This window comes from Cellulomonas hominis (assembly GCF_014201095.1).
GTDB classification, from domain to species: domain Bacteria; phylum Actinomycetota; class Actinomycetes; order Actinomycetales; family Cellulomonadaceae; genus Cellulomonas; species Cellulomonas hominis.
Map to the genome: position 1 here is coordinate 265,197 of NZ_JACHDN010000001.1, position 25,392 is coordinate 290,588.

Annotated in this window: 21 protein-coding genes and 1 pseudogene; 7 read left to right on the forward strand and 15 right to left on the reverse strand. The window is 74.5% G+C overall.

Going from position 1 to position 25,392, the window contains the following annotated elements; translation table 11 throughout:
• Nucleotides 1-75: 75 nt before the first annotated feature.
• On the reverse strand, nt 76-1,263 hold the full coding sequence (locus HNR08_RS01320; RefSeq protein WP_146836228.1) for an ROK family transcriptional regulator: 1,188 nt from the start codon (nt 1,261-1,263) through the stop codon (nt 76-78).
• Nucleotides 1,264-1,416: 153 nt separating this feature from the next.
• Here HNR08_RS01320 and HNR08_RS01325 point away from each other — a divergent pair, with 153 nt between their 5' ends.
• Complete coding sequence (locus HNR08_RS01325) at nt 1,417-2,466, forward strand: LLM class flavin-dependent oxidoreductase (protein WP_146836225.1); 1,050 nt, start codon at nt 1,417-1,419, stop codon at nt 2,464-2,466.
• Between the two features lie 92 nt (nt 2,467-2,558).
• Nucleotides 2,559-4,241: a glucose-6-phosphate isomerase gene (pgi, locus tag HNR08_RS01330; protein ID WP_146836222.1), complete on the forward strand. Its 1,683-nt coding sequence runs from the start codon at nt 2,559-2,561 to the stop codon at nt 4,239-4,241.
• A 60-nt stretch (nt 4,242-4,301) separates the two neighbouring features.
• On the opposite strand, the gene HNR08_RS01335 is transcribed toward pgi, so the two are convergent.
• The 6 genes from HNR08_RS01335 to HNR08_RS01360 form a co-directional block, all read right to left on the reverse strand.
• Nucleotides 4,302-5,360, reverse strand: a complete 1,059-nt coding sequence (locus HNR08_RS01335) for a glycosyltransferase (RefSeq protein WP_146836219.1) — start codon at nt 5,358-5,360, stop codon at nt 4,302-4,304.
• A gap of 6 nt (nt 5,361-5,366) precedes the next feature.
• Nucleotides 5,367-8,060: a sodium-translocating pyrophosphatase gene (locus tag HNR08_RS01340; RefSeq protein ID WP_222596008.1), complete on the reverse strand. Its 2,694-nt coding sequence runs from the start codon at nt 8,058-8,060 to the stop codon at nt 5,367-5,369.
• Nucleotides 8,061-8,204: 144 nt separating this feature from the next.
• On the reverse strand, nt 8,205-8,972 hold the full coding sequence (locus HNR08_RS01345) for a 16S rRNA (uracil(1498)-N(3))-methyltransferase (RefSeq protein ID WP_146836216.1): 768 nt from the start codon (nt 8,970-8,972) through the stop codon (nt 8,205-8,207).
• Nucleotides 8,973-8,976: 4 nt separating this feature from the next.
• The gene (gene dnaJ / locus HNR08_RS01350) at nt 8,977-10,104 is read right to left on the reverse strand and encodes a molecular chaperone DnaJ (protein WP_146836213.1); all 1,128 of its coding nucleotides are present in this window, start codon (nt 10,102-10,104) and stop codon (nt 8,977-8,979) included.
• Between the two features lie 55 nt (nt 10,105-10,159).
• A complete protein-coding gene (hrcA, locus tag HNR08_RS01355; protein WP_146836210.1) occupies nt 10,160-11,194 on the reverse strand; it encodes a heat-inducible transcriptional repressor HrcA in 1,035 nt (344 codons plus the stop codon).
• Nucleotides 11,195-11,267: 73 nt separating this feature from the next.
• Nucleotides 11,268-12,782 carry an MFS transporter gene (locus HNR08_RS01360; protein WP_246803016.1) on the reverse strand — a complete coding sequence of 505 codons (1,515 nt, stop codon included), beginning with the start codon at nt 12,780-12,782 and terminating at the stop codon, nt 11,268-11,270.
• Nucleotides 12,783-12,831: 49 nt separating this feature from the next.
• On the opposite strand from HNR08_RS01360, the pseudogene HNR08_RS01365 reads away from it, so the two are divergent.
• Nucleotides 12,832-13,681, forward strand: a pseudogene (locus HNR08_RS01365) (DUF3097 domain-containing protein).
• 52 nt (nt 13,682-13,733) lie between these two features.
• On the opposite strand, the gene HNR08_RS01370 reads toward HNR08_RS01365, so the two are convergent.
• Nucleotides 13,734-14,789 carry a DUF7847 domain-containing protein gene (locus tag HNR08_RS01370; RefSeq protein ID WP_146836207.1) on the reverse strand — a complete coding sequence of 352 codons (1,056 nt, stop codon included), beginning with the start codon at nt 14,787-14,789 and terminating at the stop codon, nt 13,734-13,736.
• A gap of 202 nt (nt 14,790-14,991) precedes the next feature.
• Here HNR08_RS01370 and HNR08_RS01375 point away from each other — a divergent pair, with 202 nt between their 5' ends.
• On the forward strand, nt 14,992-15,363 hold the full coding sequence (locus HNR08_RS01375; protein ID WP_146836204.1) for a DUF4870 domain-containing protein: 372 nt from the start codon (nt 14,992-14,994) through the stop codon (nt 15,361-15,363).
• Between the two features lie 3 nt (nt 15,364-15,366).
• Here HNR08_RS01375 and hemW read toward each other — a convergent pair whose 3' ends face one another.
• The 3 genes from hemW to HNR08_RS01390 all read right to left on the reverse strand — a co-directional run bounded on the left by hemW (nt 15,367) and on the right by HNR08_RS01390 (nt 19,410).
• Nucleotides 15,367-16,611, reverse strand: a complete 1,245-nt coding sequence (gene hemW, locus HNR08_RS01380; RefSeq protein WP_146836201.1) for a radical SAM family heme chaperone HemW — start codon at nt 16,609-16,611, stop codon at nt 15,367-15,369.
• Entirely contained in the window at nt 16,608-18,488 is a 1,881-nt protein-coding gene (gene lepA, locus HNR08_RS01385; protein ID WP_276509357.1) for a translation elongation factor 4, read from the reverse strand. Before lepA ends, hemW begins: the two co-directional genes overlap by 4 nt.
• Before the next feature lie 94 nt (nt 18,489-18,582).
• Nucleotides 18,583-19,410 (reverse strand): class I SAM-dependent methyltransferase, encoded by an 828-nt coding sequence (locus HNR08_RS01390; RefSeq protein ID WP_146836198.1) that lies wholly within the window; start codon nt 19,408-19,410, stop codon nt 18,583-18,585.
• A gap of 171 nt (nt 19,411-19,581) precedes the next feature.
• On the opposite strand from HNR08_RS01390, the gene HNR08_RS01395 reads away from it, so the two are divergent.
• Both HNR08_RS01395 and rpsT read left to right on the forward strand, forming a co-directional pair.
• Complete coding sequence (locus HNR08_RS01395; protein ID WP_146836195.1) at nt 19,582-20,079, forward strand: type II toxin-antitoxin system PemK/MazF family toxin; 498 nt, start codon at nt 19,582-19,584, stop codon at nt 20,077-20,079.
• A gap of 145 nt (nt 20,080-20,224) precedes the next feature.
• Entirely contained in the window at nt 20,225-20,485 is a 261-nt protein-coding gene (gene rpsT / locus HNR08_RS01400; RefSeq protein WP_146836191.1) for a 30S ribosomal protein S20, read from the forward strand.
• Nucleotides 20,486-20,732: 247 nt separating this feature from the next.
• Here the strand turns inward: rpsT and HNR08_RS01405 are convergent, their stop codons facing one another.
• Both HNR08_RS01405 and HNR08_RS01410 read right to left on the reverse strand, forming a co-directional pair.
• Complete coding sequence (locus HNR08_RS01405) at nt 20,733-22,064, reverse strand: helix-turn-helix domain-containing protein (RefSeq protein ID WP_146836188.1); 1,332 nt, start codon at nt 22,062-22,064, stop codon at nt 20,733-20,735.
• A 131-nt stretch (nt 22,065-22,195) separates the two neighbouring features.
• A complete protein-coding gene (locus tag HNR08_RS01410; RefSeq protein ID WP_183834729.1) occupies nt 22,196-22,333 on the reverse strand; it encodes a hypothetical protein in 138 nt (45 codons plus the stop codon).
• A 208-nt stretch (nt 22,334-22,541) separates the two neighbouring features.
• Between HNR08_RS01410 and HNR08_RS01415 the strand changes: the two genes are divergently transcribed.
• Nucleotides 22,542-23,294, forward strand: coding sequence for an EAL domain-containing protein (locus tag HNR08_RS01415; RefSeq protein ID WP_146836185.1), 753 nt, complete (start codon nt 22,542-22,544; stop codon nt 23,292-23,294).
• Here the strand turns inward: HNR08_RS01415 and HNR08_RS01420 are convergent.
• Complete coding sequence (locus HNR08_RS01420; protein ID WP_146836182.1) at nt 23,291-24,262, reverse strand: squalene cyclase; 972 nt, start codon at nt 24,260-24,262, stop codon at nt 23,291-23,293. The genes HNR08_RS01415 and HNR08_RS01420 overlap by 4 nt on opposite strands.
• Before the next feature lie 89 nt (nt 24,263-24,351).
• Entirely contained in the window at nt 24,352-25,389 is a 1,038-nt protein-coding gene (holA, locus tag HNR08_RS01425) for a DNA polymerase III subunit delta (RefSeq protein WP_371862376.1), read from the reverse strand.
• Nucleotides 25,390-25,392: the final 3 nt, after the last annotated feature.

The window sequence follows — 25,392 nt, forward strand, 5'->3', positions numbered from 1 at the left end:
CTGATGCGAGGCGAGGCCCGTCCGGGCGTCGCCGGGGTGGTGATACCGGCACTGCAAGCGGTCGGCTCGGGGTCGTCACGTGACCCCGAGCTGACCGGACAGCACGAGCGCCGCGGCGCCGGAGAGCGCCCCGTCCTCGTCCAACGAGCCCATCCGCAGCACGAGGTCCTGCCCCAGCAGGGGCATGGTCCGGGCCCGGACGGTGGCGAGCGCCTCCACCCTCAGGGCCCCGTCCAGCAGCTCCGGGGGACCCGAGAGCAGCACCTCGGCGAGGTTGAGCGCACTGACGACGGGAGCGAGGGCGATGCCCAGCTTCCGTCCGACCGACGCGAGCACCGCGTCGGACTCCTGGGGGCTGCGACCGGCGGTGGCGCGGCGCAGCGCGGGCAGGGAGAGCAGGGTCTCCAGGCAGCCGGCGCGCCCGCACGCGCACGGCAGGGGCAGCGGGTCGCCGGCCCGCACGTCGCGGTCGTCGACGACGGTGACGTGCCCGATCTCGCCGGCCGCGTGCGCCCGGCCGCGCACGAGCGCGCCGTCCAGCACGATGCCGGCGCCGACGCCCTGGCCGACGGTGACGACCATGAGGCCGGTGCCGGTGGCGCCGCCGTAGGTGTACTCCCCCAGCGCGTGCGTGTTCGCGTCGTTCGCGACCTGCACCGGCAGGCCGAGCCGCTCGGTGAGCAGGGCGGCGAGCGGCAGGTCGTACCAGCCCCGGTTGGGGGCGGCGACGACGAACCCGGACGAGTCGATGACGCCGGGCGAGCCGACGCCGACGCCCACCACGGGGCGGTCCGCGGCGGCCAGCAGCTCGCGGCACAGGTCCTCGAGCACGCCGACGGCGTCGTCCCCGGTGCGCCCGTCGAGCGAGACGGCGCGCCGGGCGACGACGGTCCCCGTGAGCGTCATGACGGCCCCGCGCAGGCTGGCGTCGTCGGCCAGGTCGACGGCCACGACCTGGTGGTCCTCGGTGCGCATCCCGACCAGGGTCGCGGGCTTGCCGACGCGCCCCTCGGGCCGGATGCCGAGCTCCGCGACCAGGCCCTCGGCGATGAGCACGGAGACCAGGTCGGAGACGGTGACCCGGGTCAGGCCGGTGCTGCGCGCGAGGTCGGCGCGGGACGACGGGCCCTGGTGGAACAGGTGCTGGAGGACCATCGCGCGGTTGTGCGCCCGGGCGTGCTCGGGCAGCACCTTCGCCGTGGGCCGGAGCGTCCGTCCCACACCCCTCGGTGCGGGGCCGGCGGACCGCGTCGTCGTGGTCATGTTTGTTAGTAGACCTTCCTTACTAATCCGCGTCAAGGAGTTCCCGTGACCGTGACCACATCGTGACCGGGGGTTCACCGCCTCGACACACCGCGACGCCCGGGACCCAGGTCCCGCCGGGAATGCCCCGGTCCGCCCCCGCCTTGCACCGGCATGGAGCTCGGTCTGTACACCTTCGGCGACATCCACCCCGACCCGGTCACCGGCGCGCGCACCTCCCCCGCGCAGCGGCTGCGGGACGTCCTGGAGCGGGTCCGGCTCGCGGAGCAGGTCGGCCTCGACCACGTCGGCGTCGGCGAGCACCACCGCCCCGACTACGCGATCTCCTCCCCCGCGACCGTGATCGCCGCCGCCCTGGCGCAGACCGAGCGGATCAGCGTCGGCAGCGCCGTGACCGTGCTGTCCACCGAGGACCCGGTCCGCGTCCACCAGCAGTTCGCGACGATGGACCTGCTGTCCGGCGGCCGGGTCGAGCTCCTGGCCGGGCGCGGGTCGTTCATCGAGTCCTACCCGCTGTTCGGGGCCTCCCTCGACGACTACGACGAGCTGTTCGAGGAGAAGATCCGCCTGCTGCTGCGGATCGACCGCGGCAACCCCGTCACCTGGTCCGGCCGGTTCCGCCCGCCGCTGCACGCCGCCGAGGTGCTGCCCCGGCCGCTCGACAAGCCCGGCCTCGGCGAGCACCTGCGGATCGCGATCGCCACCGGCGGCAACCCCGCGTCGTCCGAGCGCGCCGGCCGCCTGGGCCTGCCCGTGTCCTACGCGATCATCGGCGGGCGCCCCGCGGACTTCGCCGGGCTGGTGCAGCTCTACCGGCGCGCCCACGAGGAGGCGGGCCACGACCCGGCGACGCGACGGGTCGAGGTGGCCGGGATCGGCTACGTGGCGGACGACGCGAAGGCCGCGCGGGAGTTCTTCTTCCCCTACTGGCTGGACTCGATGCGCCGGATCGCCGCGGAGCGCGGGTTCGCCATCCCGAACCGCATCGCGTTCGAGTCCCAGGCGGCCAGGGGCGGGGCGTACTTCGTGGGATCGCCCGAGGAGGTCGCCGAGCGGATCGTCGCGCTGCACGGCGTGCTGGGCCACGACCGGCAGATCTTCCAGATGGACCTGTCCGGCGTCCCCCAGCGGGAGTCGCTGCGCGCGATCGAGCTGCTCGGCACCCGCGTCGCCCCGCTGGTGCGCGAGGCGCTGGGCGGCTGACCCGCGGGTCGCCGGCCCGCGGGTCCTGCTCGGCCGCGGGCGCGCGCAAGTACGGTTGGTCCCGTTGGATCTGCTTCCGAGAGGGACTCCCCGTGACTGCACCCGTCGACGCCACCACCACCGGCGCCTGGACCGCCCTGACCGCGCACCGCGACGCGCTGACCCCCGACCTGCGCGGCTGGTTCGACGCCGACGCGGACCGGGCGACCCGCCTCACCCACCAGCTCGCGGACCTGACCGTCGACCTGTCGAAGAACCTCGTCACCGACGAGACGCTGGCCCTGCTGGTCGCGCTGGCCGAGCAGGTCGACCTCAAGACCCGCCTCGACGCGATGTTCGCCGGCGAGCACATCAACGTCACCGAGGACCGCGCCGTGCTGCACACCGCGCTGCGCCGGCCCGCGGACGCCGAGCCGCCGCTGGTCGTCGACGGCCAGGACGTGGACGCCGACGTGCAGGCGGTGCTCGCGAAGGTCGCCGCGTTCGCGGACAAGGTGCGCTCCGGCGAGTGGACCGGCGTCACCGGCGAGCGCGTCGCGACTGTCGTGAACATCGGCATCGGCGGCTCGGACCTCGGCCCGGTCATGGCGTACGAGGCGCTCAAGCCGTACGTGCAGGACGGCCTGGAGGTGCGGTTCGTGTCGAACATCGACCCGACCGACATCGCCGAGAAGACCAAGGACCTCGACCCGACGACGACGCTGTTCATCGTCGCGTCCAAGACCTTCGGCACGCTGGAGACGCTGACCAACGCGCGCCTCGCCCGCGACTGGCTGTGGCGCGGGCTCGTCGCCGCCGGTGCGATCGAGGACACCGAGGAGGCCCGCACGGCCGCGGTCGCGAAGCACTTCGTCGCCGTGTCGACCGCGCTGGACAAGGTCGCCGCGTTCGGCATCGACCCGGAGAACGCGTTCGGCTTCTGGGACTGGGTCGGCGGCCGCTACTCGATGGACTCCGCGATCGGCACCTCCCTGGCCATCGCGATCGGCCCGGACGCGTTCGGCGAGCTCCTCGAGGGCTTCCACGCGGTCGACGAGCACGTCCGCAGCACCCCGTTCGCGCAGAACGTGCCGGTCCTCATGGGCCTGCTCAACGTCTGGTACGTCAACTTCCTCGACGCGCACACCCACGCGGTGCTGCCCTACGCCCAGTACCTGCACCGGTTCCCGGCGTACCTGCAGCAGCTGACGATGGAGTCGAACGGCAAGTCGGTCCGCTGGGACGGCACCCCCGTCACCACCGAGACCGGCGAGGTGTTCTGGGGCGAGCCCGGCACCAACGGCCAGCACGCGTTCTACCAGCTCATCCACCAGGGCACCCGGCTGATCCCGGCGGACTTCATCGCGGTCGCGAACCCCGCGCACCCGCTGAAGGACGGCGGCACCGACGTGCACGCGCTGTTCCTGGCGAACTACTTCGCGCAGACCAAGGCGCTGGCGTTCGGCAAGACCGCGGACGAGGTGCGCGCCGAGGGCACCTCGGAGGACATCGTCCCGGCCCGCGTCTTCTCCGGGAACCGGCCGACGACGTCGATCCTCGCGCCGTCGCTGACCCCGTCCGTGCTCGGCCAGCTGATCGCGCTGTACGAGCACATCACGTTCGTGCAGGGCGTCGTCTGGGGCATCGACTCGTTCGACCAGTGGGGCGTCGAGCTCGGCAAGAAGCTCGCGCTGGAGATCGCCCCGGCGGTCGAGGGCGACGCCACCGCGCTGGACGCGCAGGACCCGTCCACCCGCGCGCTGATCGCCCGGTACCTGGAGCTGCGCCAGGGCTGAGCCGGCACGCCGCGGGCCCGGACGACCACGCTGTCGTCCGGGCCCGCGCGCGTCTGTGCCTCAGTCCGTGCCGAACCACTCCCGCACCCGGTCGGCGACCGCCCGGTCGAACGTGTCGTCGTCGTGGTGCGCCATCAGCCACGCCACGAACGACCCACCGGCGACCTCGTCGAGCTCCTTGCGGCAGGTGGCCGTGTCGGTGACCGCCCGGTGCAGCGCCTCCACCGCCTCGTCCGGCGTCCGGTAGAGGAACGGGTAGCCCGCCGGCAGCAGCGCCCGCGCCCACGGCAGGTCCGGGAACACCCCGACCGCGCCGGCCGCGAGCGCCTCGACGTACTCCAGGCCGTAGGACTCCTCGGTCGCAGTCGCCAGGAACGCGGTGGTCCGGGCGAGCGCCTGCCAGTAGGAGTCGCGGTTCGCGGTGAGCGGGCCGACCCAGCACCAGTCGCGCTCGGACATCCGCATCGCGGTCTCCGACACGAGGTGCGACTCGTGCAGCCGCGCCTCCACCCGGATCGGGATGCGCCGGTGCACCCGGTCCACGACCTCGAGGAACAGCCGCGGCTGCTTGCGCTCGGAGACGTAGATCGCGGGGTACAGCACCACGGGGACGTCCGGCTCGCGCCGGGGCTGCACGTGCTCCACCCGGAACCCGAGGTTCACCCAGGCGATCCGGGCCCGCTCCCCCAGCGCGGGCACGGTGTCCCGGGCGACGAGCTCCCGGATCTCCGAGGCCGTGCGCGACGAGTTCGCGAAGGTCGGGAACAGCGCGCAGGACAGCGCGAGCGCCGCCCGCTCGACGTCGTGCGTGTACCGGGTGGCGTCCCACCACACGAAGTTCATGATCCGCGGCTGCTCGCACCCGCCGGCGCGCAGGGTCTGCCAGACGTGCACCGAGTCGAGCACGTCCATCGTCACGACGACCGTGCGGTCCCCGTCGACGAACTCGAGCGGCAGCATGTCGAACCCCGCGCACCGCCGGGGCCCGGGGCCGACGAGCACCGACCCCGGGAACACCCGCAGCAGCCGCCGGACCAGCGTGGCGCCCGCGTCGTGGCCGGCGACCCGGCCCTCAGCGTCGACCCCGGCGGCGTCGTGCTTGACCGCGACGCGGACCACGGCGGGTCACCGCCCCTCGACCAGCGTGTCGGCGTCGTCCACGACGTTGTCGGGCAGGGCGTCGTCCTCGCTGGCGGTCTGCCGGGGCAGGCCGGCGCCGCCGGCGCGGGCGGACACCGGGACGGGCGCCTCGTCGGCGTCGTGCGTGCCGCCGTCCACCGGCTCGGCGGGCTCGTCGTCGCCCGCCGGGGTGCTGCCGATCCGCATGCCGTAGAACGAGCGGTACACGAAGAACGCGGACGCCACGAAGAACACCGCGGCGAGCACGTGGACCAGGGTGCCCCGGCCCTCGTCGGCCAGGCTGACCGCGAGCTCGACGGCCAGCAGGCCGAACAGGGTCGTGAACTTGATGACCGGGTTCAGCGCGACGGACGAGGTGTCCTTGTACGGGTCCCCGACGGTGTCGCCGACGATGGTCGCGTCGTGCAGCGCGGTGCCCTTGGCGTGCAGGTCGACCTCGACGATCTTCTTCGCGTTGTCCCAGGCGCCGCCGGCGTTCGCCATGAAGATCGCCTGGTACAGGCCGAACACCGCGATCGACACCAGGTAGCCGATGAAGAAGAACGGCTCGACGAACGCGAACGCCAGCGTCGCGAAGAAGATCGCGAGGAACATCGTCAGCATGCCCTTCTGGGCGTACTGGGTGCAGATCTCCACGACCTTGCGGGAGTCCTCCTCGCTCGCGCGGGTGCTGCCGTCGAGCTTGATGTTCCCCTTGATGAACTCCACCGCGCGGTAGGCGCCCGTCGTGACGGCCTGGATGGAGGCGCCGGTGAACCAGTAGATGATCGCGCCACCCGTGATGAGCCCGAGCAGGAACGGCGGGTGCAGCAGGGAGAGGTTCTCCAGGCCGGTGGTGAGGCCCTGGGTGAGCGCGACGATGATCGAGAAGATCATCGTCGTGGCGCCGACAACGGCGGTGCCGATCAGCACCGGCTTCGCGGTGGCCTTGAAGGTGTTGCCGGCGCCGTCGTTCTCCTCCAGCATCCGCTTCGCCTTCTCCCACTGCGGGAGGAAGCCGTGCTCGGCGTCGATCTTCTCGGCCGCGCCGGGCTCCTCCTCCACGAGGGACAGCTCGTAGACGCTCTGCGCGTTGTCGGTGACCGGGCCGTAGGAGTCGACCGCGATGGTCACCGGGCCCATGCCGAGGAAGCCGAACGCCACGAGCCCGAACGCGAACACCGCCGGGGCGACCATGAGCTGGTCGAGGCCCTGCTCGCTGATGAGGAAGGCTCCGCCCATGAGTCCGACGACGGTGATGCCGAGCCAGTAGCCCGAGAAGTTGCCGGCGACCAGGCCGGACAGGATGTTGAGCGACGGCCCGCCCTCGCGGGACGACGTGACGACCTCGCGGACGTGCCGGCTGTTCGTCGACGTGAAGACCTTGACCAGCTCCGGGATGAGTGCCCCCGCCAGGGTGCCGCAGGAGATGATCGTCGCGACCTTCCACCACAGCCCGGCGCCGGCGCCGTCCATGTGCCCGAGCACCGCCCACGTGGTCAGGTAGGTGAACGCGATCGACACCGCCGAGGTGAGCCACACCAGCGAGGTGAGCGGCTTCTCGAAGTCCATCCGGTCGACCCCGGCGTACCGGCGGCGGGTCCAGGCGTCGTTCGCCAGGTAGGACACCGCGGACGCGATGACCATGACCGCGCGGACCACGAACAGCCAGACCAGGAGGGTCGCCTGGACGGCGGGGCTGTCGACCGCCAGGAGGACGAACGTCACGAGCGCGACGCCGGTGACGCCGTAGGTCTCGAAGCCGTCCGCGCTGGGGCCGACCGAGTCGCCCGCGTTGTCGCCGGTGCAGTCGGCGATCACGCCGGGGTTGCGGGCGTCGTCCTCCTTGATCTTGAACACGATCTTCATGAGGTCCGAGCCGATGTCGGCGATCTTCGTGAAGATTCCGCCCGCGATGCGCAGCGCCGAGGCGCCGAGCGACTCGCCGACCGCGAACCCGATGAAGCACGCGCCCGCCACGTCCGCCGGCAGGAACAGCAGGATGACCAGCATCATCGCCAGCTCGAGGCTGATGAGGACCATGCCGATCGACATGCCCGACTGCATGGGGATCCGGTGCACCGGCAGCGGCCGGCCGCGCAGGGACGCGAACGCCGTGCGGGAGTTCGCGAAGGTGTTCACGCGGATGCCGAACCACGCGACCGCGTAGGACCCGGCGATGCCCAGCAGGCTGAACGCGATGATCATCGCGACCCGGCCCCACTCGAACCCGACGAGCGCCTTGTAGTAGACGACGATCACCGCGGCGATGAACACCCACAGCAGCATGAGGAACTTGCCCTGCTGCGTGAGGTACGCGCGGCACGTGGAGTAGATGAGCTCGGAGATCTCCCGCATCGCCGCGTGCACCGGCAGCTTGCGCAGCTGCACGTACGTCGCGACGCCGAACGCGAGGCCGAGCACGCACACCACCAGGCCGAGGCCCAGCAGCAGCCGCCCGGACACGCCGCCCAGCACGGTGACCGCGCCCAGGTCGGGCAGGACGAGGCTCGCCTCGCCGCCGTGCACCCCGCCCTCGCCCGCCTCGCCGGAGGACGCGCAGCCCGCCAGCAGGAGCGTGAGGATCGCGGCGGTCCCGCCGGTGAGGGCGCGCCGCCGGCGCGCCCCGCTCGGTGCGGGCGAGGAGGCCGCAGCCCTCGCCCCGTGCTCGTCGTTGCCGGTCCGGACTTCAGTGTTCACGGTCGGTTCCCTGGTGAGAGCGCCTTCGCTGCCACCTTCGACGCTAGGACCGTGACGCGCGTCACGGATGAGACGTACGGCCCAGGACCGACGTCCCGGGTGCGCGGGGAGGCGCCCCGGTGTGCGCTCGCGCGCGCGGGCCGGTCAGGACCAGCGGCCCAGGCGCTCCGCCAGGAGGGAGAGGGCGACCGGGCCCGCCGTGGACGTGCGCAGCACGTGCGGGCCCAGGCGGACCGGCACCGCCCCGGCGTCCACCAGGGCCGCGACCTCGCGCTCCGCGATGCCTCCCTCCGGGCCGACGACGACCAGCACGTCCGCGACGGTCCCCGGGGCGGGGAGCGCGACCGCGGCCAGCGGGACCGTCGCCTCCTCGTGCAGCACCAGCACCGCGCCGCCGGCCTCGACGACCTCGCGGGCCCGCCGGGCGAGGGCCGCCGTGTCGAGCGCCAGGTCCACCGCGGGCACGTGCGCGCGGCGGGACTGCTTCGCGGCCGTGCGCACCGTGCCGAGCCACCTGGCGCGGCTCTTCGCCGCCCGGTCGCCGCGCCAGACCACGATCGAGCGCTCCGCCTGCCACGGCACGACGCCGTCGGCCCCGACCTCGGTCGCCGCCTCGATCGCCAGCTCGTCCCGGTCGCCCTTGGCGAGCGCCTGGACCAGCAGCAGCCGCGGTGCGGGCACCGGCTCGACGACGACCTCGCGCACCCGCAGGTGCACGCCCTCGGGGCCGACCGACTCGACCTCGCCGACCACGCGGGTACCCGCGCCGTCCACGACGTCGACCCGCTCCCCGGCGGCGCGGCGCTGCACGACGCCCGCGTGCCGGCCCTCGGTGCCGTCGAGCAGGTACGCGTCCCCGGCCGCGAGCGCGGAGAGCGTGCCCGGCTCGGCCAGGAAGACGGGTGCGGTCACCGGCTCAGCGCCCGGAGAGCTTGTCGCGCAGCTTGGCGAACACGCCGGGGCTGGACGCCGACAGGCGCGCCTCGGGGCGCTCCTCGCCGCGCAGGGCCGCGAGGCGGCGCAGCAGCTCGGACTGCTCGTCGTCCATCGCGGTCGGCACCTGGACGTCGACGTGCACGTGCAGGTCGCCGCGGCCGCCGGCGTGGAGGTGGCCGACGCCGAGGCCCCGCAGCGTGACGACCTGGGCCGGCTGCGTGCCCGGGCGCAGGTCGACGTCCTTCGGGCCGTCCAGCGTCTCCAGGGTCAGCACGGTGCCGAGCGCGGCGGCCGTCATCGGGACCTGGAGCGTGCAGTGCAGGTCGTCGCCCTCGCGGACGAACGTGTCGTGCCGGCGCTCCCGGACCTCGAGGTACACGTCGCCCGCCGGGCCGCCGGCCGGGCCGACCTCGCCCTGCGCGGTCAGCTTGATGCGGGTGCCGGTGTCCACGCCCGCCGGGACGTCGACCTCGAGCGTCCGGCGCGAGCGCACGCGGCCCTCGCCGGCGCACTCGGTGCAGGGCTCGGGGATCACCGTGCCGAAGCCGTGGCACGCGGCGCACGGCTGCGAGGTCATCACCTGGCCGAGGAACGACCGGGCGACGCGCTGCACGCTGCCGCGGCCGCCGCAGACGTCGCAGGTGCGCGGCGACGTGCCGGGGCGGCAGCAGGTGCCGCCGCATGTCGGGCACAGCACGGCCGTCTCGACGGGGACCTCCCGGTGCGTGCCGAACGTCGCCTCGGCGAGGTCGATGTCCAGCCGGACGAGCGCGTCCTGGCCGCGCCGCGCCCGAGGGATCGGCCCCCGCTGCGGCCCGCCGGCCGCCGCGGCGCCGAAGAACGTCTCGAAGATGTCCTGGAAGCCGAAGCCCCCGCCCATCCCGCCGCCGGGGGACGCCGGGTCGGCGCCCATGTCGTACATCCGGCGCTTCTCCGGGTTCGACAGCACGTCGTACGCGCGGGAGACGTCCTTGAACCGCTCCTCCGACGCGGCGTCCGCCCCGGCCACGTCCGGGTGCAGCTCGCGGGCCAGGCGGCGGTAGGCCTTCTTGATCTGCTCGGGCGTCGCCTCGCGCGGCACGCCGAGCACCTCGTAGTAGTCGCTCACTCGTCACTTCCTGTGTCGGTCGCGCGCGCCGGCGCGGGTCGGGGACCGGCGGCGCTCATCCCGCGAGGATCCGGGAGAGGTACCGCGCGACGGCACGCACCGTCGCGATCGTGCCGGGGTAGTCCATGCGGAGCGGGCCCACGGAGCCGATGCGGGCCACGGCCGCGCCCCCGCCGTCGCCCGGGCCGCCGTAGCCGGTGGTCACGAAGGACGTCTCGACGAGCCCCTCGTGCTGCGTCTCGCGGCCGATCCGGACGGACACGGCGGCCTCGTCCTCGGCCATCTCGGTGAGCAGCCGCAGCAGCACCACCTGCTCCTCGAGCGCCTCGAGCACCGGGCTGATCGTGTGCGCGAAGTCGTGGCCGCCGCCCCGGACGAGGTTCGCGGTGCCGGCCATCACGACGCGCTCCTCGCTCTCGCGGGCCAGCGTGTCCTCGACCACGCCGACCACGGCGCGCACCAGCGGGGCGTCGGCGTCGGCGAACGCGTCGGCCAGGTCCGCGAGCACGCCGTCCAGCTCGGCGAGCCGCCGGCCCGCCGCCGCGACGTTGAGCCGCGTGCGCAGCCGGGCCACGACGGTGGCGTCCAGCGGGTCCGCGAGCTCCAGGGTGCGCTGCTCGACCCGGCCGTGGTCGGTGATGATGACCACGAGCAGGTGCCGCTCCCCCACGGGGACGAGCTCCACGTGCCGCACCGCGGTCCGGCGCAGCGACGGGTACTGCACGACGGCCACCTGGTGCGTGAGCTGCGCGAGCAGCCGGACCGCGCGGTCCACGACGTCGTCCAGGTCGGCGGCGTCCTCCATGAAGGACTCGATGGCCCGCCGCTCCGGGGCGGACAGCGGCTTCACCGTCGCCAGCCGGTCCACGAACAGCCGGTAGCCCGTGTCGGTCGGCACCCGCCCGGCCGAGGTGTGCGGCTGCACGATGTAGCCGGCGTCCTCGAGGGCGGCCATGTCGTTCCGGATCGTCGCCGGGGAGACGCCCAGGGAGTGCCGCTCGACGAGGGCGCGGGAGCCGACCGGCTCGCGGGTCGCGACGTAGTCCTCGACGATCGCCCGCAGCACGTCCAGCCTGCGGTCCTCGCTCATCGCCACCTCCCGACACCTCGCGCGCCCCACCGGGGCCAGCGCTGGTAGCACTCCCCCGGTCCGAGTGCCAATTCTACTCGGCTCCGCGAGCGGTCGTCGTGACGGGCTCGCGGGCCGCGTCCCGGCGGCGGGCGACGAGGTCCGCGACGCCGATCACCAGCGCCACCGCCACCAGCACCACGGTGATGAGCAGCGCGCGGCCGGCCGCCTGGTTCCCGGCCAGCCCGGACGCCAGCGCCGCGTAGTACGTCGACAGCGCGACCGCCACGCCGAGCGCCGAGCCGATGCGCTGCCCGACCTGGAGCATGCTGCCCGCCACACCCGCGCGGTCGAGCGGCACGTGCGCGAGCGTGAGCGTCTGGTTCGGTGCGATCACCAGGCCGCTGCCGGCACCGGCCACCATCTGCGTCGCGGCGACGACGAACCCGACCGCGGGCGGGTCGACCAGCCGGATCGCGAGGTCGGTGCCCAGCAGGCCGAGCAGCACCAGCACCAGGCCGACGACGACGAGCGCCCGGCCCCGGGTCGCGACCAGGCGGCCGGACTGCTGCGCGGCGACCGCCGACGCCACCGCGAACGGCATGCCGACGAGCCCCGCCTGCAGCGGCGTGAACCCGGCGTCCTGCTGCAGGTACAGCGTGGTGACGAGGAACACGGCGGTGAACCCCGCGAAGTACGCCATGCCGAGCAGGGCGCCGTTGCGGAACGAGGGCTCGCCCAGCACCCGCGGGTCGAGCACCGCCGCGCCCGTGCGCCGCTGGTACCCCCGCTCCCACACCACCGTCACGACCGCGAGCGCGGCGGCCGCCGCGAGCCACCACCAGCGCGCCGGGTCGTCGCCGCCCGACCCCGACGTCACCACGAACGGGACCATCACGGCCGTCGTGGTCAGCGCGACCAGCGCCAGCCCCGGGACGTCGAGCCGCGGCCGGCCGCCCGGGCCCGCCACGCCCGCCGGGACGCCGACCCGGCCCCGCGGCAGGAACCGCACGGCGAGCGGCAGCACCACGGCGATCACGGGGACGTTGACGAAGAACACCCAGCGCCAGCCGTCCTCCGGGCCCGCCGCCTGGATGATGAGCCCGCCGAGCAGCGGCCCGATCGCGGTCGACACCCCGATGGTCGCGCCGAAGAACCCGAACGCGCGCCCGCGCTCGTACCCGCGGAACAGCTGCTGGATCGTCCCCACGACCTGCGGGTTCAGCAGGCCCGCGCTGACGCCCTGCAGCAGCCGCATCCCCGCCAGCACCTCGTCGGACGGCGCCAGGCCGGCGCCCAGGCTGGTCAGGGCGAACCCGGACAGCCCGACGAGGAACAGCGCCCGCCGGCCGCGCGCGTCGCCGAGGCGCCCCGCCGGGACCAGCACCAGGCCGAACGCGAGCGTGTACCCGGCGACCACGAGCTGGAGCTGGCTGGCCCCCGCGTCCAGGCTGCGCTCGATCGACGGCAGCGCCACGTTGACGATCGAGACGTCGAGCATCGTGATGAACCCGATCGCCAGGCAGACGGCGAGTGCGCGCCACCGGTCCGGGTCGGGGGCGTCCGGGTCCGAGGCGTCCGGGGCGGGGGCCTGCTGCGGCGACGTCACCGTCGTGTCGTATCACGGCCGCGCCGGGTCGGCACCTAGGCTGCCGCGGGTGACCGACCGCTACGGACCCGACGTGCTGTCCGGCTCCTCCCCGAGCAGCCACCGCCGCCCCACCTCCGTCCCCACCCCGGCCGAGCCGGGGCTGGTGGTGGAGGAGGTCACGACGGGCTGGGTCGGCGCCGTCGTCCGGGTGGAGAAGTCCGGCGGTGAGCACGTCGTGGTCCTGGAGGACCGGCGCGGGAAGACGCGGACGTTCCGGCTCGGGCCGGGGTTCTGGGTCGACGGCAGGCCGGTCGAGCTCGTCCCGCCGCGCCCCGCCGCGCCGACCGGGCCGCGGCGCACCGCGTCGGGGTCGCTGGCGGCGCCGGACCAGCGCGCGCGGGTCGCGATCGGCAGCCGGATCTGGGTCGAGGGCAAGCACGACGCCGAGCTCGTCGAGAAGGTGTGGGGCGACGACCTGCGCGCGGAGGGCGTCGTCGTCGAGCTGCTGGACGGCGTGGACAACCTCGTCGACGCGCTGCGCGAGTTCGGCCCCGGGCCGGGGCGGCGCGTCGGGGTGCTGGTCGACCACCTGGTCGCCGGGTCCAAGGAGCGCCGGATCGCCGACGAGGCCGTGCGGGCCGCCCCGGCCGGCACGGTGCTGGTGCTCGGGCACCCCTACGTCGACGTGTGGCAGGCCGTGCGCCCCGAGCGGATCGGGCTGACCGCGTGGCCGACGATCGAGCGCGGCACCGAGTGGAAGCGCGGCATCCTGCGCGAGCTGGGCTGGCCCGCCGACGAGCAGGCCGACGTCGCGCGCCTGGCAGCGCATCCTGCGCAGCGTGCGGACGTACGCCGACCTGGAGCCGTCGTTGCTCGGGCGGGTCGAGGAGCTCATCGACTTCGTCACCGCGCCCTGAGACGACGACGGCGCCGCCCCCGGTGGACGGGGACGGCGCCGAGGGCGCGGGGTCAGGCCGCGACCGGCTCGTTCTGCAGGCGGCGGTAGATGTACGTCGTCGCCAGCAGGCCCAGCGGGTACGTGACGAGCTGGCCGATGCCGCAGACCGCGGCGCCCACCAGGTTCGCCGCGTAGACCGCGAGGAACAGCAGCACCACGGTGCCGAGGTTGCGGTTCACCAGCGTGAAGCTGGCCTTCAGCGCGTCGACCGCGCCCAGGCCCTTGTCCAGCACGAAGAACAGCGTGAACTGGGCGAAGAACGCGAACACCAGGCCCGGGAGCACGAACAGCAGCGTGCCGACCGCGGTGCCGGCACCGACCAGCAGCACCGCCACGACCACGGCGCCGAGGTTCTCGAACCGGAAGAAGCTCGCGAACTCCAGGCGCCGGCCGTTCGCCACGTCCAGGGAGGCACGCGTGACGCCCGCCTGCATGAACGCCGTGAGCAGCACGTAGATCGCCAGCACGACGAGCGTGCCGAACCCGAGCACGAACCCGCCGCCCGGGCGGAGGTTGCCGTACGCGTCGGTGCTGGCCGCCGCGCCGCCCGCGAAGAGCGAGAACGCGATGATCGACACGACGAAGATGACCGCGAGGTACGCGAGCACCGCCAGGACGATCGGGCCGACGTTCTGGGTGAACTTGGTCCAGCCCCAGTTGAACGCCTCGCCGACGCCCGCGGGGGCCGGGGCGCCGTAGCCCGCGGGCTGGCCGTAGGGCTGCTGCTGCGCGTAGGGCTGCTGCGGGGCGCCGTACGGCTGCTGGCCGTACGGGTCCTGCGGCTGGCCGTAGCCGGCACCCGAGGGCGGCGGCGGGTACCCGCCGGCGGGCGGGCCGTATCCGGGCGCCGGGGGCGGCGGGTACGCCCCGCCCGGGGCGGTCTCCGGCGCGGGCGGCACGGGCGGCGCTGCGGGGGGCTCGGCCGGCGGGACCGGCGGCGCGGCGGGCGGGGACTGCGGCTCGGGGGCCGGCGTGCCCGGCTGCTCCGGGGTGCTCGGCGGGGGCGGCGGCGCGGGCGTCGACGGGTCGTCGTCGCGCGGCGGGTTCGTGCCGGGGTTCTCGCGCATCAGAGTCCTCCTGGTCCGGACGTCGCTCGTCCGTCGCGTCAGCGAACCGAAGCCGCAGGTCGCGTGTCAAGGAACCCGCCGGGCGTGCCACGATCCGGACGAACCGGACACCCCTGTCCGCGGACCCCGCCCGCCGGCCTCCCCGGGCCCTCGGCTGGGTACGCTCGGGACGGCCGCACCGCCGTCGACCCGGGAGCACGTCGTGACCTACCCCCCGCCCCACCCCGCCTACGGGCCGCCGCCGCTGCGCCCCGACGAGGAGCGCACCTGGGCGGTGCTCGCGCACCTCGGCGGGCTGTTCTTCAGCTTCGTCGCGCCGCTCGTCGTCTGGCTGGTGTTCCGGGGCCGCGGTCCCTACCTGGAGGACCAGGCCAAGGAGGCGCTGAACTTCCAGATCACGGTGGTCATCGCCTACGTGGCGGCCGGGATCCTCGCCCTCGTCACGTTCGGCATCGGCTCGCCCGTCCTGGCCGTGGTCGGCGTCTGCCAGCTGGTGTTCCAGATCCTCGCGGCCGTCGCCGCGGGCCGGTACGAGTGGTACCGCTACCCGGTGACCATCCGCTTCGTCAGCTGATCGTCAGTCCGCGAGGGTCCGCACGACGGCGTCCGCGAGCAGCCGCCCCCGCCGGGTGAGCAGGACGCGGGCGCCCGGGACGTCCCCCCGGCCGAGCGCGGCGCGGCCGTCGACCAGCCCGTCCGCGACGAGCGAGCCCACCGCGGACCGCGCGCGGGCGCTGAGCGAGTCGAGCGGCAGCCCCTCGCTGAGCCGCACGCCGAGCATGACCCGCTCCAGCTGCGCCGACTCGTGCTCGATCGTCTCGCGCCCCGCGGCCGGGCTGACGCCCTCGGCGAGCCGGGCGGCGTAGGCGCGCGGATGCTTGACGTTCCACCAGCGGACGCCGCCCACGTGGCTGTGGGCCCCGGGGCCGACCCCCCACCAGTCGTCGTTCCGCCAGTAGGCGAGGTTGTGCCGGCAGGCGTCCGCGGGGGTGCGCGCCCAGTTGCTGACCTCGTACCAGTGCAGCCCGGCCTCGGTGAGCAGGTCGTCGGCGAGCTCGTACTTGGCCGCCTGGTCGTCCTCCTCGGGCAGCGCCAGCTCGCCTCGGCGCACCTGCACCGCCATCCGGGTGCCGGGCTCGACCACCAGCGCGTACGCCGACACGTGGTCCACGCCGGTCGCGAGCGCGGCCTCGAGGGACGCCCGCCAGTCGTCCAGGGACTCCCCCGGCGTGCCGTAGATGAGGTCCAGCGACACCACGAGCCCCGCGTCCCGGGCCCAGCGCACCACGTCGGGGATCCGGCGCGGGTCGTGCGTGCGGTCCAGCGTCGCGAGCACGTGCGGGACGGCGGACTGCATGCCGAACGACACCCGGGTGAACCCGCCGCGCGCGAGGGCCGCCAGCGACTCCGGCGTCACCGAGTCGGGGTTCGCCTCGGTCGTGACCTCCGCGCCGTCCGCGAGACCCCACGCGTCGCGGACGCCGTCGAGCATCCTTACCAGGTCGCCGGGCGGCAGCACCGTCGGCGTGCCGCCGCCGACGAACACGGTCGACACGGGACGCCCCGGCAGCCCGGCGTCGCGCAGCACCCGGGCGCCGAGCGCGACCTCCGCCAGCGCGGTGTCCGCGTACGCCACCTGGGAGGCGCCGCCGCCGAGCTCGGTCGCGGTGTACGTGTTGAAGTCGCAGTACCCGCAGCGCACCGTGCAGAACGGGACGTGCAGGTACACGCCGAAGGCGCGGTCACCCGCGCCGTCGCGCACCGAGCCCGGGAGGGCGCCGTCCGCGGGTGCGGCGTCGCCGTCCGGGAGGGCGGGGCTCACTTCTTCTTCGCGTCCTTGGCGTCCTTGCCGCCGCCCGCGTCGGACGACAGCGCGGCGATGAAGGCCTCCTGCGGCACGTCGACCCGGCCGATGGTCTTCATGCGCTTCTTGCCCTCCTTCTGCTTCTCCAGCAGCTTGCGCTTGCGGGTGATGTCGCCGCCGTAGCACTTGGCGAGGACGTCCTTGCGGATCGCGCGGATGGTCTCGCGGGCGATCACGCGGGAGCCGACGGCGGCCTGGATCGGCACCTCGAACTGCTGGCGCGGGATGAGGTCCTTGAGCTTGGACGCCATCATCACGCCGTACGCGTACGCCTTGTCCTTGTGCACGATCGAGCTGAACGCGTCGACCTGCTCGCCCTGGAGCAGGATGTCGACCTTCACCAGGTCGGCCACCTGCTCGCCCAGGGGCTCGTAGTCGAGGCTCGCGTAGCCGCGGGTGCGCGACTTCAGCTGGTCGAAGAAGTCGAACACGATCTCGGCGAGCGGCAGCGTGTACCGCATCTCGACGCGGTCCTCGGACAGGTAGTCCATGCCCTGCAGGTCGCCGCGCTTCGCCTGGCAGAGCTCCATGATCGCGCCGATGAACTCGCTCGGGGCGAGGATCGTCGACTTCACGACCGGCTCCCGCACCTCGCGGATCTTGCCGCCGGGGAACTCGCTCGGGTTGGTGACCGTGACGACCGTGCGGTCCTCCATCGTCACCTCGTAGACCACGTTCGGGGCGGTCGAGATGAGGTCGAGGCCGAACTCGCGCTCCAGCCGCTCCCGGATGATCTCGAGGTGCAGCAGGCCGAGGAACCCGACGCGGAACCCGAAGCCGAGGGCCACCGAGGTCTCCGGCTCGTAGTTCAGGGCGGCGTCGTTGAGCTTGAGCTTGTCGAGCGCGTCGCGCAGCGCCGGGTAGTCCGAGCCGTCGATCGGGTACAGGCCGGAGAACACCATCGGCTTCGGGTCGGAGTACCCGCCGAGGGCCTCGTCCGCGGGCTTGCCGGCGTTCGTGACGGTGTCGCCGACCTTCGACTGGCGCACGTCCTTCACGCCGGTGATGAGGTAGCCGACCTCGCCGACGCCGAGGCCCTTCGTCGGCACGGGCTCCGGGGAGATGACCCCGATCTCCAGCAGCTCGTGCGTCGCGCGGGTCGACATCATCGCGATCCGCTCGCGCGGGTTGAGCTTGCCGTCCTTGACCCGCACGTAGGTCACGACGCCGCGGTAGGTGTCGTAGACCGAGTCGAAGATCATGGCGCGCGCCGGGGCGTCCGGGTCGCCCGTGGGCGGCGGGATCAGCTCGACGATGCGGTCCAGCAGCGCCTCGACGCCCTCGCCCGTCTTCCCCGACACCTTGAGGCAGTCCGCGGGGTCGCCGCCGATCAGGCCCGCGAGCTCCTCGGCGTACTTCTCCGGCTGCGCGGCGGGCAGGTCGATCTTGTTGAGGACCGGGATGATCTGCAGGTCGTTCTCGAGCGCCAGGTACAGGTTGGCCAGCGTCTGGGCCTCGATGCCCTGCGCCGCGTCCACCAGCAGCACCGCGCCCTCGCACGCGGCGAGCGACCGGGACACCTCGTACGTGAAGTCGACGTGCCCGGGGGTGTCGATCATGTTCAGCGCGTACGGTGTGTCGCCCAGCTGCCAGGGCATCCGGACGGCCTGCGACTTGATGGTGATCCCGCGCTCGCGCTCGATGTCCATCCGGTCGAGGTACTGGGCGCGCATGGCGCGCGCCTCGACCACGCCGGTGAGCTGGAGCATCCGGTCGGCGAGCGTCGACTTGCCGTGGTCGATGTGCGCGATGATGCAGAAGTTGCGCAGCAGCTCGGGCGGGGTCGCCGCGGGGTTGATGCGCCGGGTCAGGTCGGCGCTCGGGATCGGGGACACGTGCTCCCTCGGTTTCGCAGGGTCTCGTCTGACCCCATGGTCCCATGCCCGCGACGGAAGCCCGAGCCGGCCGGCGCGGGCCTGGGGACGCGCGTCAGCGGGTGGCGGTCAGGGAGAACGCGAGCGGCAGCCGGTCGGCGCCCTCGGGGAGCACCCAGCTCGCGCCCTCGCGGACCATCTGCGGCAGCGCCCGCCACGGCAGGGACCGGTGCTCCGCCAGGGAGGTGAGCCGCAGCCCGGCGTCGAGCAGCGCCTGGACGATCTCGCCGAGGTCGTGCTGCCACTCGTAGCTGTCGGCGCTGTCCTCGGGGACCTCGGTGCCGGCGTACGTGGTGGTGTGCGCGTAGTGCCGTGGCGTCCCGCTGCCGAAGTAGGGGTCGGCGAGCACGAGCAGCCCGTCGGTCCGCTCCGCGTCCACGGCCTGCAGCGCCGGGTGCGCGTCCCGGACGTAGAAGGTCCCGCCCGGCCGGAGCAGCCCCGCGACCACCCGCGCCCACCGCGTGAGGTCCGGCAGCCAGCACAGCGCGCCGATGCCCGTGTACACGACGTCGAACGGCCCCGGGCAGGCGTCGAGGGCGTGGTCGACGTCGCTGTCCACGAACGTGGCCGCCAGCCCCGCGCGCGACGCGATCTCCCGGCCCGCCGCCGTGGCCGCCGGGGAGAAGTCCACCCCCGTGACCCGCGCGCCGAGCCGCGCCCAGGACAGGGTGTCCAGCCCGATGTGGCACTGCAGGTGCACGAGGTCCAGCCCCGCGGGCGACCCGCCCGGCAGGTGCGGCGCCAGGAGCGGGAGGTCCTCCCGCACCACGGAGGACACGCGCCCGGGGTCGGCCACGAAGTCGTCCACCCCGTACGCGACGAGGTGACCGGGGACGGCGGCGTCCCAGTTGCGCTGGTTCACGGCGAGGGCGGCGTCGGTCACCCGCGCGACGCTAGCGCCGCGTGCGCGCCCGGCACGAGGACTTTCGGGGGTGCGGACCGCGCGGCCCGGGCCCGCGGGCCGCGTCCTGCCGCCGAGGGTCCACGAAGCCGGGCGGCTCGCCCGGAGCGCCCCGCCGGTCGTGGACGCCCGGCGTCGCGGTAGCGTGCCCGCATGGCGGGAGCGGTGCGGCGCGGGCTGCGGGCGGTGGCGCGCGCACTGAGCGGACGCCCGGCCGCGGGGGCGCCGAGCGACCCGGTCCCCCGGCGCACCCCCGCTCCCGGCGACCACACCGGACCGTGGACCGCGTCCTACTCCCCCGCCCGCGACGGCCGCCCGGACCCCGGCGAGGTCGTGTGGACCTGGGTCCCCTACGAGGACGACCCCGCGCGCGGCAAGGACCGGCCGGTGCTCGTGGTCGGGCGCGACGACCCCTGGCTGCTCGCCCTCATGCTGACCAGCAAGGACCACGACCGCGACGCCGCGGACGAGGCCCGGCACGGCCGCCGGTGGCTCGACGTCGGGGCGGGCGCCTGGGACGCGCAGCGCCGGCCGAGCGAGGTCCGCCTGGACCGGGTGCTGCGGATCGACCCCGCGCAGGTGCGCCGCGAGGGCGCCGTCCTGGACCGCGCGCTGTTCGACCGCGTCGTCCGCGAGGCCGCCGCCTGGTAGTCTTGTCAGTCGCGTGTCCGCCCGGGTCGGCGGGCACACGTCCAGTGCCTCTCCGCGGGTGTCCCCACGCCCCAGTCCCGGCACCGGACGCGCCCTCTAGACCTGTTCCTCTTCGCTCCGGCGAACACACGAGAGAGTCCACACCGTGGCCAACATCAAGTCCCAGATCAAGCGGATCCGCACCAACGAGAAGGCGCGCCTGCGCAACAAGGCCGTCAAGTCCGAGCTGAAGACCTACGTGCGCCGCGTGCGCGAGGCCGTCGCCGGCGGCGACAAGGACGCCGCGGGCGTCGCGCTCGTCACCGCGTCGAAGAAGCTCGACAAGGCCGTCTCGAAGGGTGTCATCCACGCCAACCAGGCGGCCAACAAGAAGTCGGCCCTGGCCAAGGCGGTCAACGCGCTCTGACGCGTCAGCGGTCCTGATCGGAGGGCGCCACCCCGCGGGGGTGGCGCCCTCCGTCGTCCCCCCCCGCTCGACCCCGCGGCGGATCCACCCCGCGCGGGCACGCCGGCGCGCGCCGCGTCGCGGGGATCCACCGGCGCCACGAGGGGACGCCGTTGCCCGGGAACGCCCGAGGGCGTCACCCCCCCTGCGGGGTGACGCCCTCTGCGCGGGGACGGCCGCCGAAGCCGCCCCGTGGGGAACGCGGTGGTCAGTCCTGCGCCACCGCGCTCCACGCCTCCCACAGCACCGCGGGGACCGCGGGCCGGAAGCCTGCCTCGCGCAGCGCCCTGTCGAACGCCTGCGCGGCCCCGGTGACGTCGCCGTGCCCGAGGAACCGGTCGCCGAGCTCGCGCCAGACCGCCGCCGACTGCCGGGACGCCGACATCATGCCGAGCATGTCCGCGGCCCAGCGGTACGCCCGCGAGGCCGCCGGGACGTCGCCGTGCGCGTGGAGCGCGTCGCCGAGCGCGAGCTGCGCGGCGCTGCTCTCGAGCCGGGGCTGGTCGCCGAGCCGCTCGAGCGCGGCGCGCGCGAAGCTCTCGGCCGCGGCTGGGTCCCCCTGCATGAGGTGCGCCCGGGACCGCTCGACGTCGACGCGCGCGAGCTCCACCTCGGAGCCGGACACCGCGAGCTCCGGCGCCGCGCGCTCGAGCTGCTCGAGCGCCATCGCCGGCTCGGCCGGGTCGGAGCGCAGCAGCAGCCACGCGTAGTTCAGCCGCAGGCGCGGGATGTCGCGGCTGACCTCGCCCTCGCCGAGCAGCGCCAGCGCGCGCTCGGTGTAGCGCTTGGCCAGGCCGTAGTCGTGCCGCTGCTCCGCGACGAGCGCCGCGTTCCAGTACACCGACCCGCGGCCGCGCGGCGTGCCGAGCGACTCGGCCTGCCGGATGAGGTCCGCGGCGCGGTGCGTCGCGTAGAGCAGGTCGCCACGCTCGACGTACGCCCACAGCGTCGTCGAGCCCAGGCGCAGGTGCTCGTCCGTGCCGGTCAGGCCGGCGTCCTCCAGCTCCACGAGCTGGCGGTCGCCCACCTCGATCGCACGGCCGAGGTCGCCGGACTCCACGTAGGACGCGACGAGCGCGGTGGCCGCCGCGGCGGCGTCGAGGTGGTGCCCCTCGGCGCGCGCCTGGGACAGGAGCGGCTCGAGGACGCCGACGGCGGACTCGAGGTCGCCGAGCATCTCGTACGCCTGCGCGAGGGCGAGCCGGGAGTCGACGCGGACCTGGCGGGTCACCGACTCGAGGTCGAGGGCGAGGATGCGGTCGCGGGCCGACGTCGCCTCGCCGGACACCAGGTCCAGGCGGGCGTAGTCGAGCGCGAGCTTGGCGCGGGCCTCGGCGGGCCCCTCGTCGCCGTGCTTGAGATACTCGACCGTGGAGCCCAGGCGCTCGGCGATGATGCCGAGCGCGGCGTCGGTCGGCTCGCGCCGGCCGGACTCGATGAGCGAGATGTAGCTGGGCGAGAGCGCGTCACCGGCGAGGGCCGTCTGGGAGAGCCCAGCGGCCAACCGCGCCTGGCGGACGCGGTCAGCAATGGTCGTCATGGGTGTCACTGTACCTATGACGACCTGCCGCGGCGAGCGGGTCACCCGTCCGCCAGCACCCCGCAGGCACAGCTCCGACTCGCCCCGCACACCGAGAGCCAGCGGGGCGAGCCGGGAGACGCCGAAGGGGTTCAGACCGCGATCCGGCAGCAGCCGGTGGCGCCGCTGTCGATCGTGATGCCGCCGGCGGCGTTGGCAGCACCGGAGGCACCGAGCGTGAGGGTGAGGGCGAGGGCGGCGGTCGCGAGGGCCTTCAGGGAGGTGCGCATGGATGTCTCCTGTCACAAAGGGTTGACTCTCTGTCACGTCGATCATGACTCATCAGGCGGCGCCCGCACCACCTCCTGAGGGGTTTCGCAGCAGTTCCGCCCGTTCGGGTGAATTGTCTGCGCTGGTCACGCGCCGTGTCGCAGTATCACCCCCGGTGAGAGAAGTCCAGGGATGTCATGCGCCGAGGTCTGTGGTGTCATAGATGTCATGACCAGGGGACAGCGCGACGCGGAGCGGCGGCTCGCCGCCGAGATCGACTCGTCGATCCCGGACGTGCTGCGCCGCGAGTGGGACCGGCACGTCGCCCGCGAGCAGGCGGTCGTCGCACGCCAGGGGATCTTCTCCCCGCGCCTGCACCCCTTCGGCTACGAGCTCGGCTTCCGGGCGCCCGGGTCGACGGGGGTCGACGCGGCCGGCTGGACGGAGCTGCAGCACGAGCGCGCCACCAGCGCGGTCCTGCGCGCGACGTTCGGCCGCGCGGACGTCGACGAGGTCGGGCACGGCCGCTGGCTGTTCGTGCGGTGCCCGCGGTCGTACCTGGTCGGGGACCTGCACCTGCCCGCCCGCCCGGACCGCCTCGTCATCGAGATCGCCGGCGGCACCCGCATCGACGGCGACGTGCTGCGCGGCGTCCGGCGGCTCCGCGAGCAGGGCTTCCGGATCGCCCTGGCCGGGTTCGTCTCGCGCGCCGACCAGCGCGCGCTGCTCCCGCAGGCCGACTTCGTCAAGATCGACGCCCGGGACCTCGACGTCGAGGGCGAGCCCGTCGTCGACCTGGCGCGGTCCCACGGCGCGCTGCTGGTCGCCGAGTTCGTCGAGTCGTCCGCCGAGCTGCGCGCCGGCCGCCGCCTGGGCTTCGACCTGTACCAGGGGTACCTGCTGGAGCGGAGCCTGCTGCTGGACCGCTCGTCGGCGCCGCTGCTCGGCCCCGACCACGACTCGATCGGCCGCTCGCTCTAGCGGGTCGTGCCGTCCCACCAGCGCAGCACCCGCAGGGCGCGCAGCGTCACCCACCGCGAGGGCCTGCCCACGCCCGCGTCGAGCGCGAACCACGTGCGCCCGCGCGGCGTCCGGTCCAGGAGCCAGCGGCCGTCCGGCTGCCGGCGCGCCCGCACGTGCTCGACCGCCTCCGCCGCCCGCGGGTCCGGGGCCGCGCCGTCGTGGAGCGACGCCGCCCGGAGGTGGTCGAGCGCGCGCAGCACGTCGTAGCGCCACCGGTTCGGGTGCTGGAACGCGAGGTAGTCCGGGTCGGCGGGCTCGCCGGTGCTCAGCCGCCGGAACAGGTGCCGGTCCAGCAGGAACTCCGTGCCCGACCGCCGGGCCGCGCGCGACCCCGGGCTGCCCCCGGTCGCGCGCTCGTGCTCCAGCAGTCCCTCCAGCACGTTGATCGTCGTGTCGAACGAGGACCGCACCGAGCCGAGCGGCCGCTCGCAGTTCCAGCCGCCGTCCGGTTGCCGCTCCCCCACCAGCCGCGCCACCAGTGCGGCGACGTCGACGCCGAAGTACGCCCCGTCCGCCACCGTCCGGCCGTTGATGCACTCCTCGGTCTCGCCGGCCCAGTACGGCTGACCGCCCTCGTCCCACCGACTGTGCTCGCCCACGAGCCGCACCGCCCGAACCGCCGGCGCGCACCGGGGGTCGAGCCCGAGCTCGCGCAGCTGGGACAGCACGAACGACGTCGCCGTCCACGGCTGGCCGGACGCGTCCCACTCCTCGCGCGTGAACCCTCGCGGGACGTAGGAGCCGCCCGCCCACTGGCCGTCCGGGTCCTCGAGCGCGAGCAGGCGGGCGCCCCAGCCCTCCGTCTCGACGCGCGCGCGCTCCGGGGACCAGGTCCGCTCGGGCAGCCCCTGGACGTCCCGCATCGCCTGCCACCGGACGGCGGGGTCGCCGTCGAGCAGCCAGGCCACGACTGCGTCCTCGTGCACGCCCGGCACGCTACCGCGGGGCGCGCCGGGGGCGCGCGACGGAGAGCGTGCGAGGGGGAACGTGCGACGGGCGGTCGGTGCGCGACGGGTCAGCGGCGGACGGAGGCCGCGATGCGCAGGACGGCGCGCTCGACGGCGAAGTGCGGGTCGCGGCTCGCGCCCTTCACCTCGGCGTCCGCCTGCGCGACGGCCGTGATCGCCTGGGCCAGCCCCTCGGGCGTCCAGCTCGCGAGCTCCTTGCGCGACCGGTCGATCTGCCAGGGGGCGAGCCCGAGGTCCCGCTCCGCGCCCGAGCCGCGGCCCCGGACCGCCGAGACCTTCGCCAGCACCCGCAGCCGCGCGGCCAGCGCCGCGACCAGCGGCACCGGGTCGACGCCGGTCGCGAAGGCGTGCCGCAGCAGCGCGACCGCCTCCCCGGCGGCCCCCCCGACCGCCGCGTCGGCGACCCGGAACCCGGTCGCCTCGATCCGGCCGCCGTAGTACCGCTCCACCACCTCGACGCCGATGACGCCCGTGGTGTCGGCGACGAGCTGGCTGCACGCCGCCGCGAGCTCGCGCAGGTCGCTGCCGACCGCGTCGACCAGGGACCGCACGGCGCGCGGCTCCATCCGCCGGCGGGCGCGCCGCAGCTCCTGGTTCACGAACGCGACCTTGTCCGCGTCCCGCTTGACCGGCTCGCAGGCGGCGACCGGGTGGCCGGCCGCCTTCACGGCGTCGAGGAGCCGCTTGCCCCGCTGCCCGCCGCCGTGCCGCAGGACGAGCACCACGTCCGGCTGGGGCGCCGCGACGTACGCCGTCACCTCGAGGATGAGGTCGTCGGTCGCCTTCTCGACGCCCTCGACCACGACGACCTTGTCCTCCGCGAACAAGGACGGGCTGGTCGCGAGCACGAGCTCGCCCGACCCATACGCCGCGCCGTCGATCCGGGTCAGCTCGATCTCCGGGTCGCGCTCGCGCGCGAGGCCGACGAGCCGCTCCACGGCGCGGTCGGCCAGCAGGTCCTCGGCGCCGCTGACCAGGACGACCGGCGCCAGCTCGACCTCGTCCCACGCGACCCCGACCGGGGCCGACGAGCGGGCACCGCCCCGTGCGGGTCGGCGCGAGGCGGAGCTGGAGGCGGGTGGCACGCC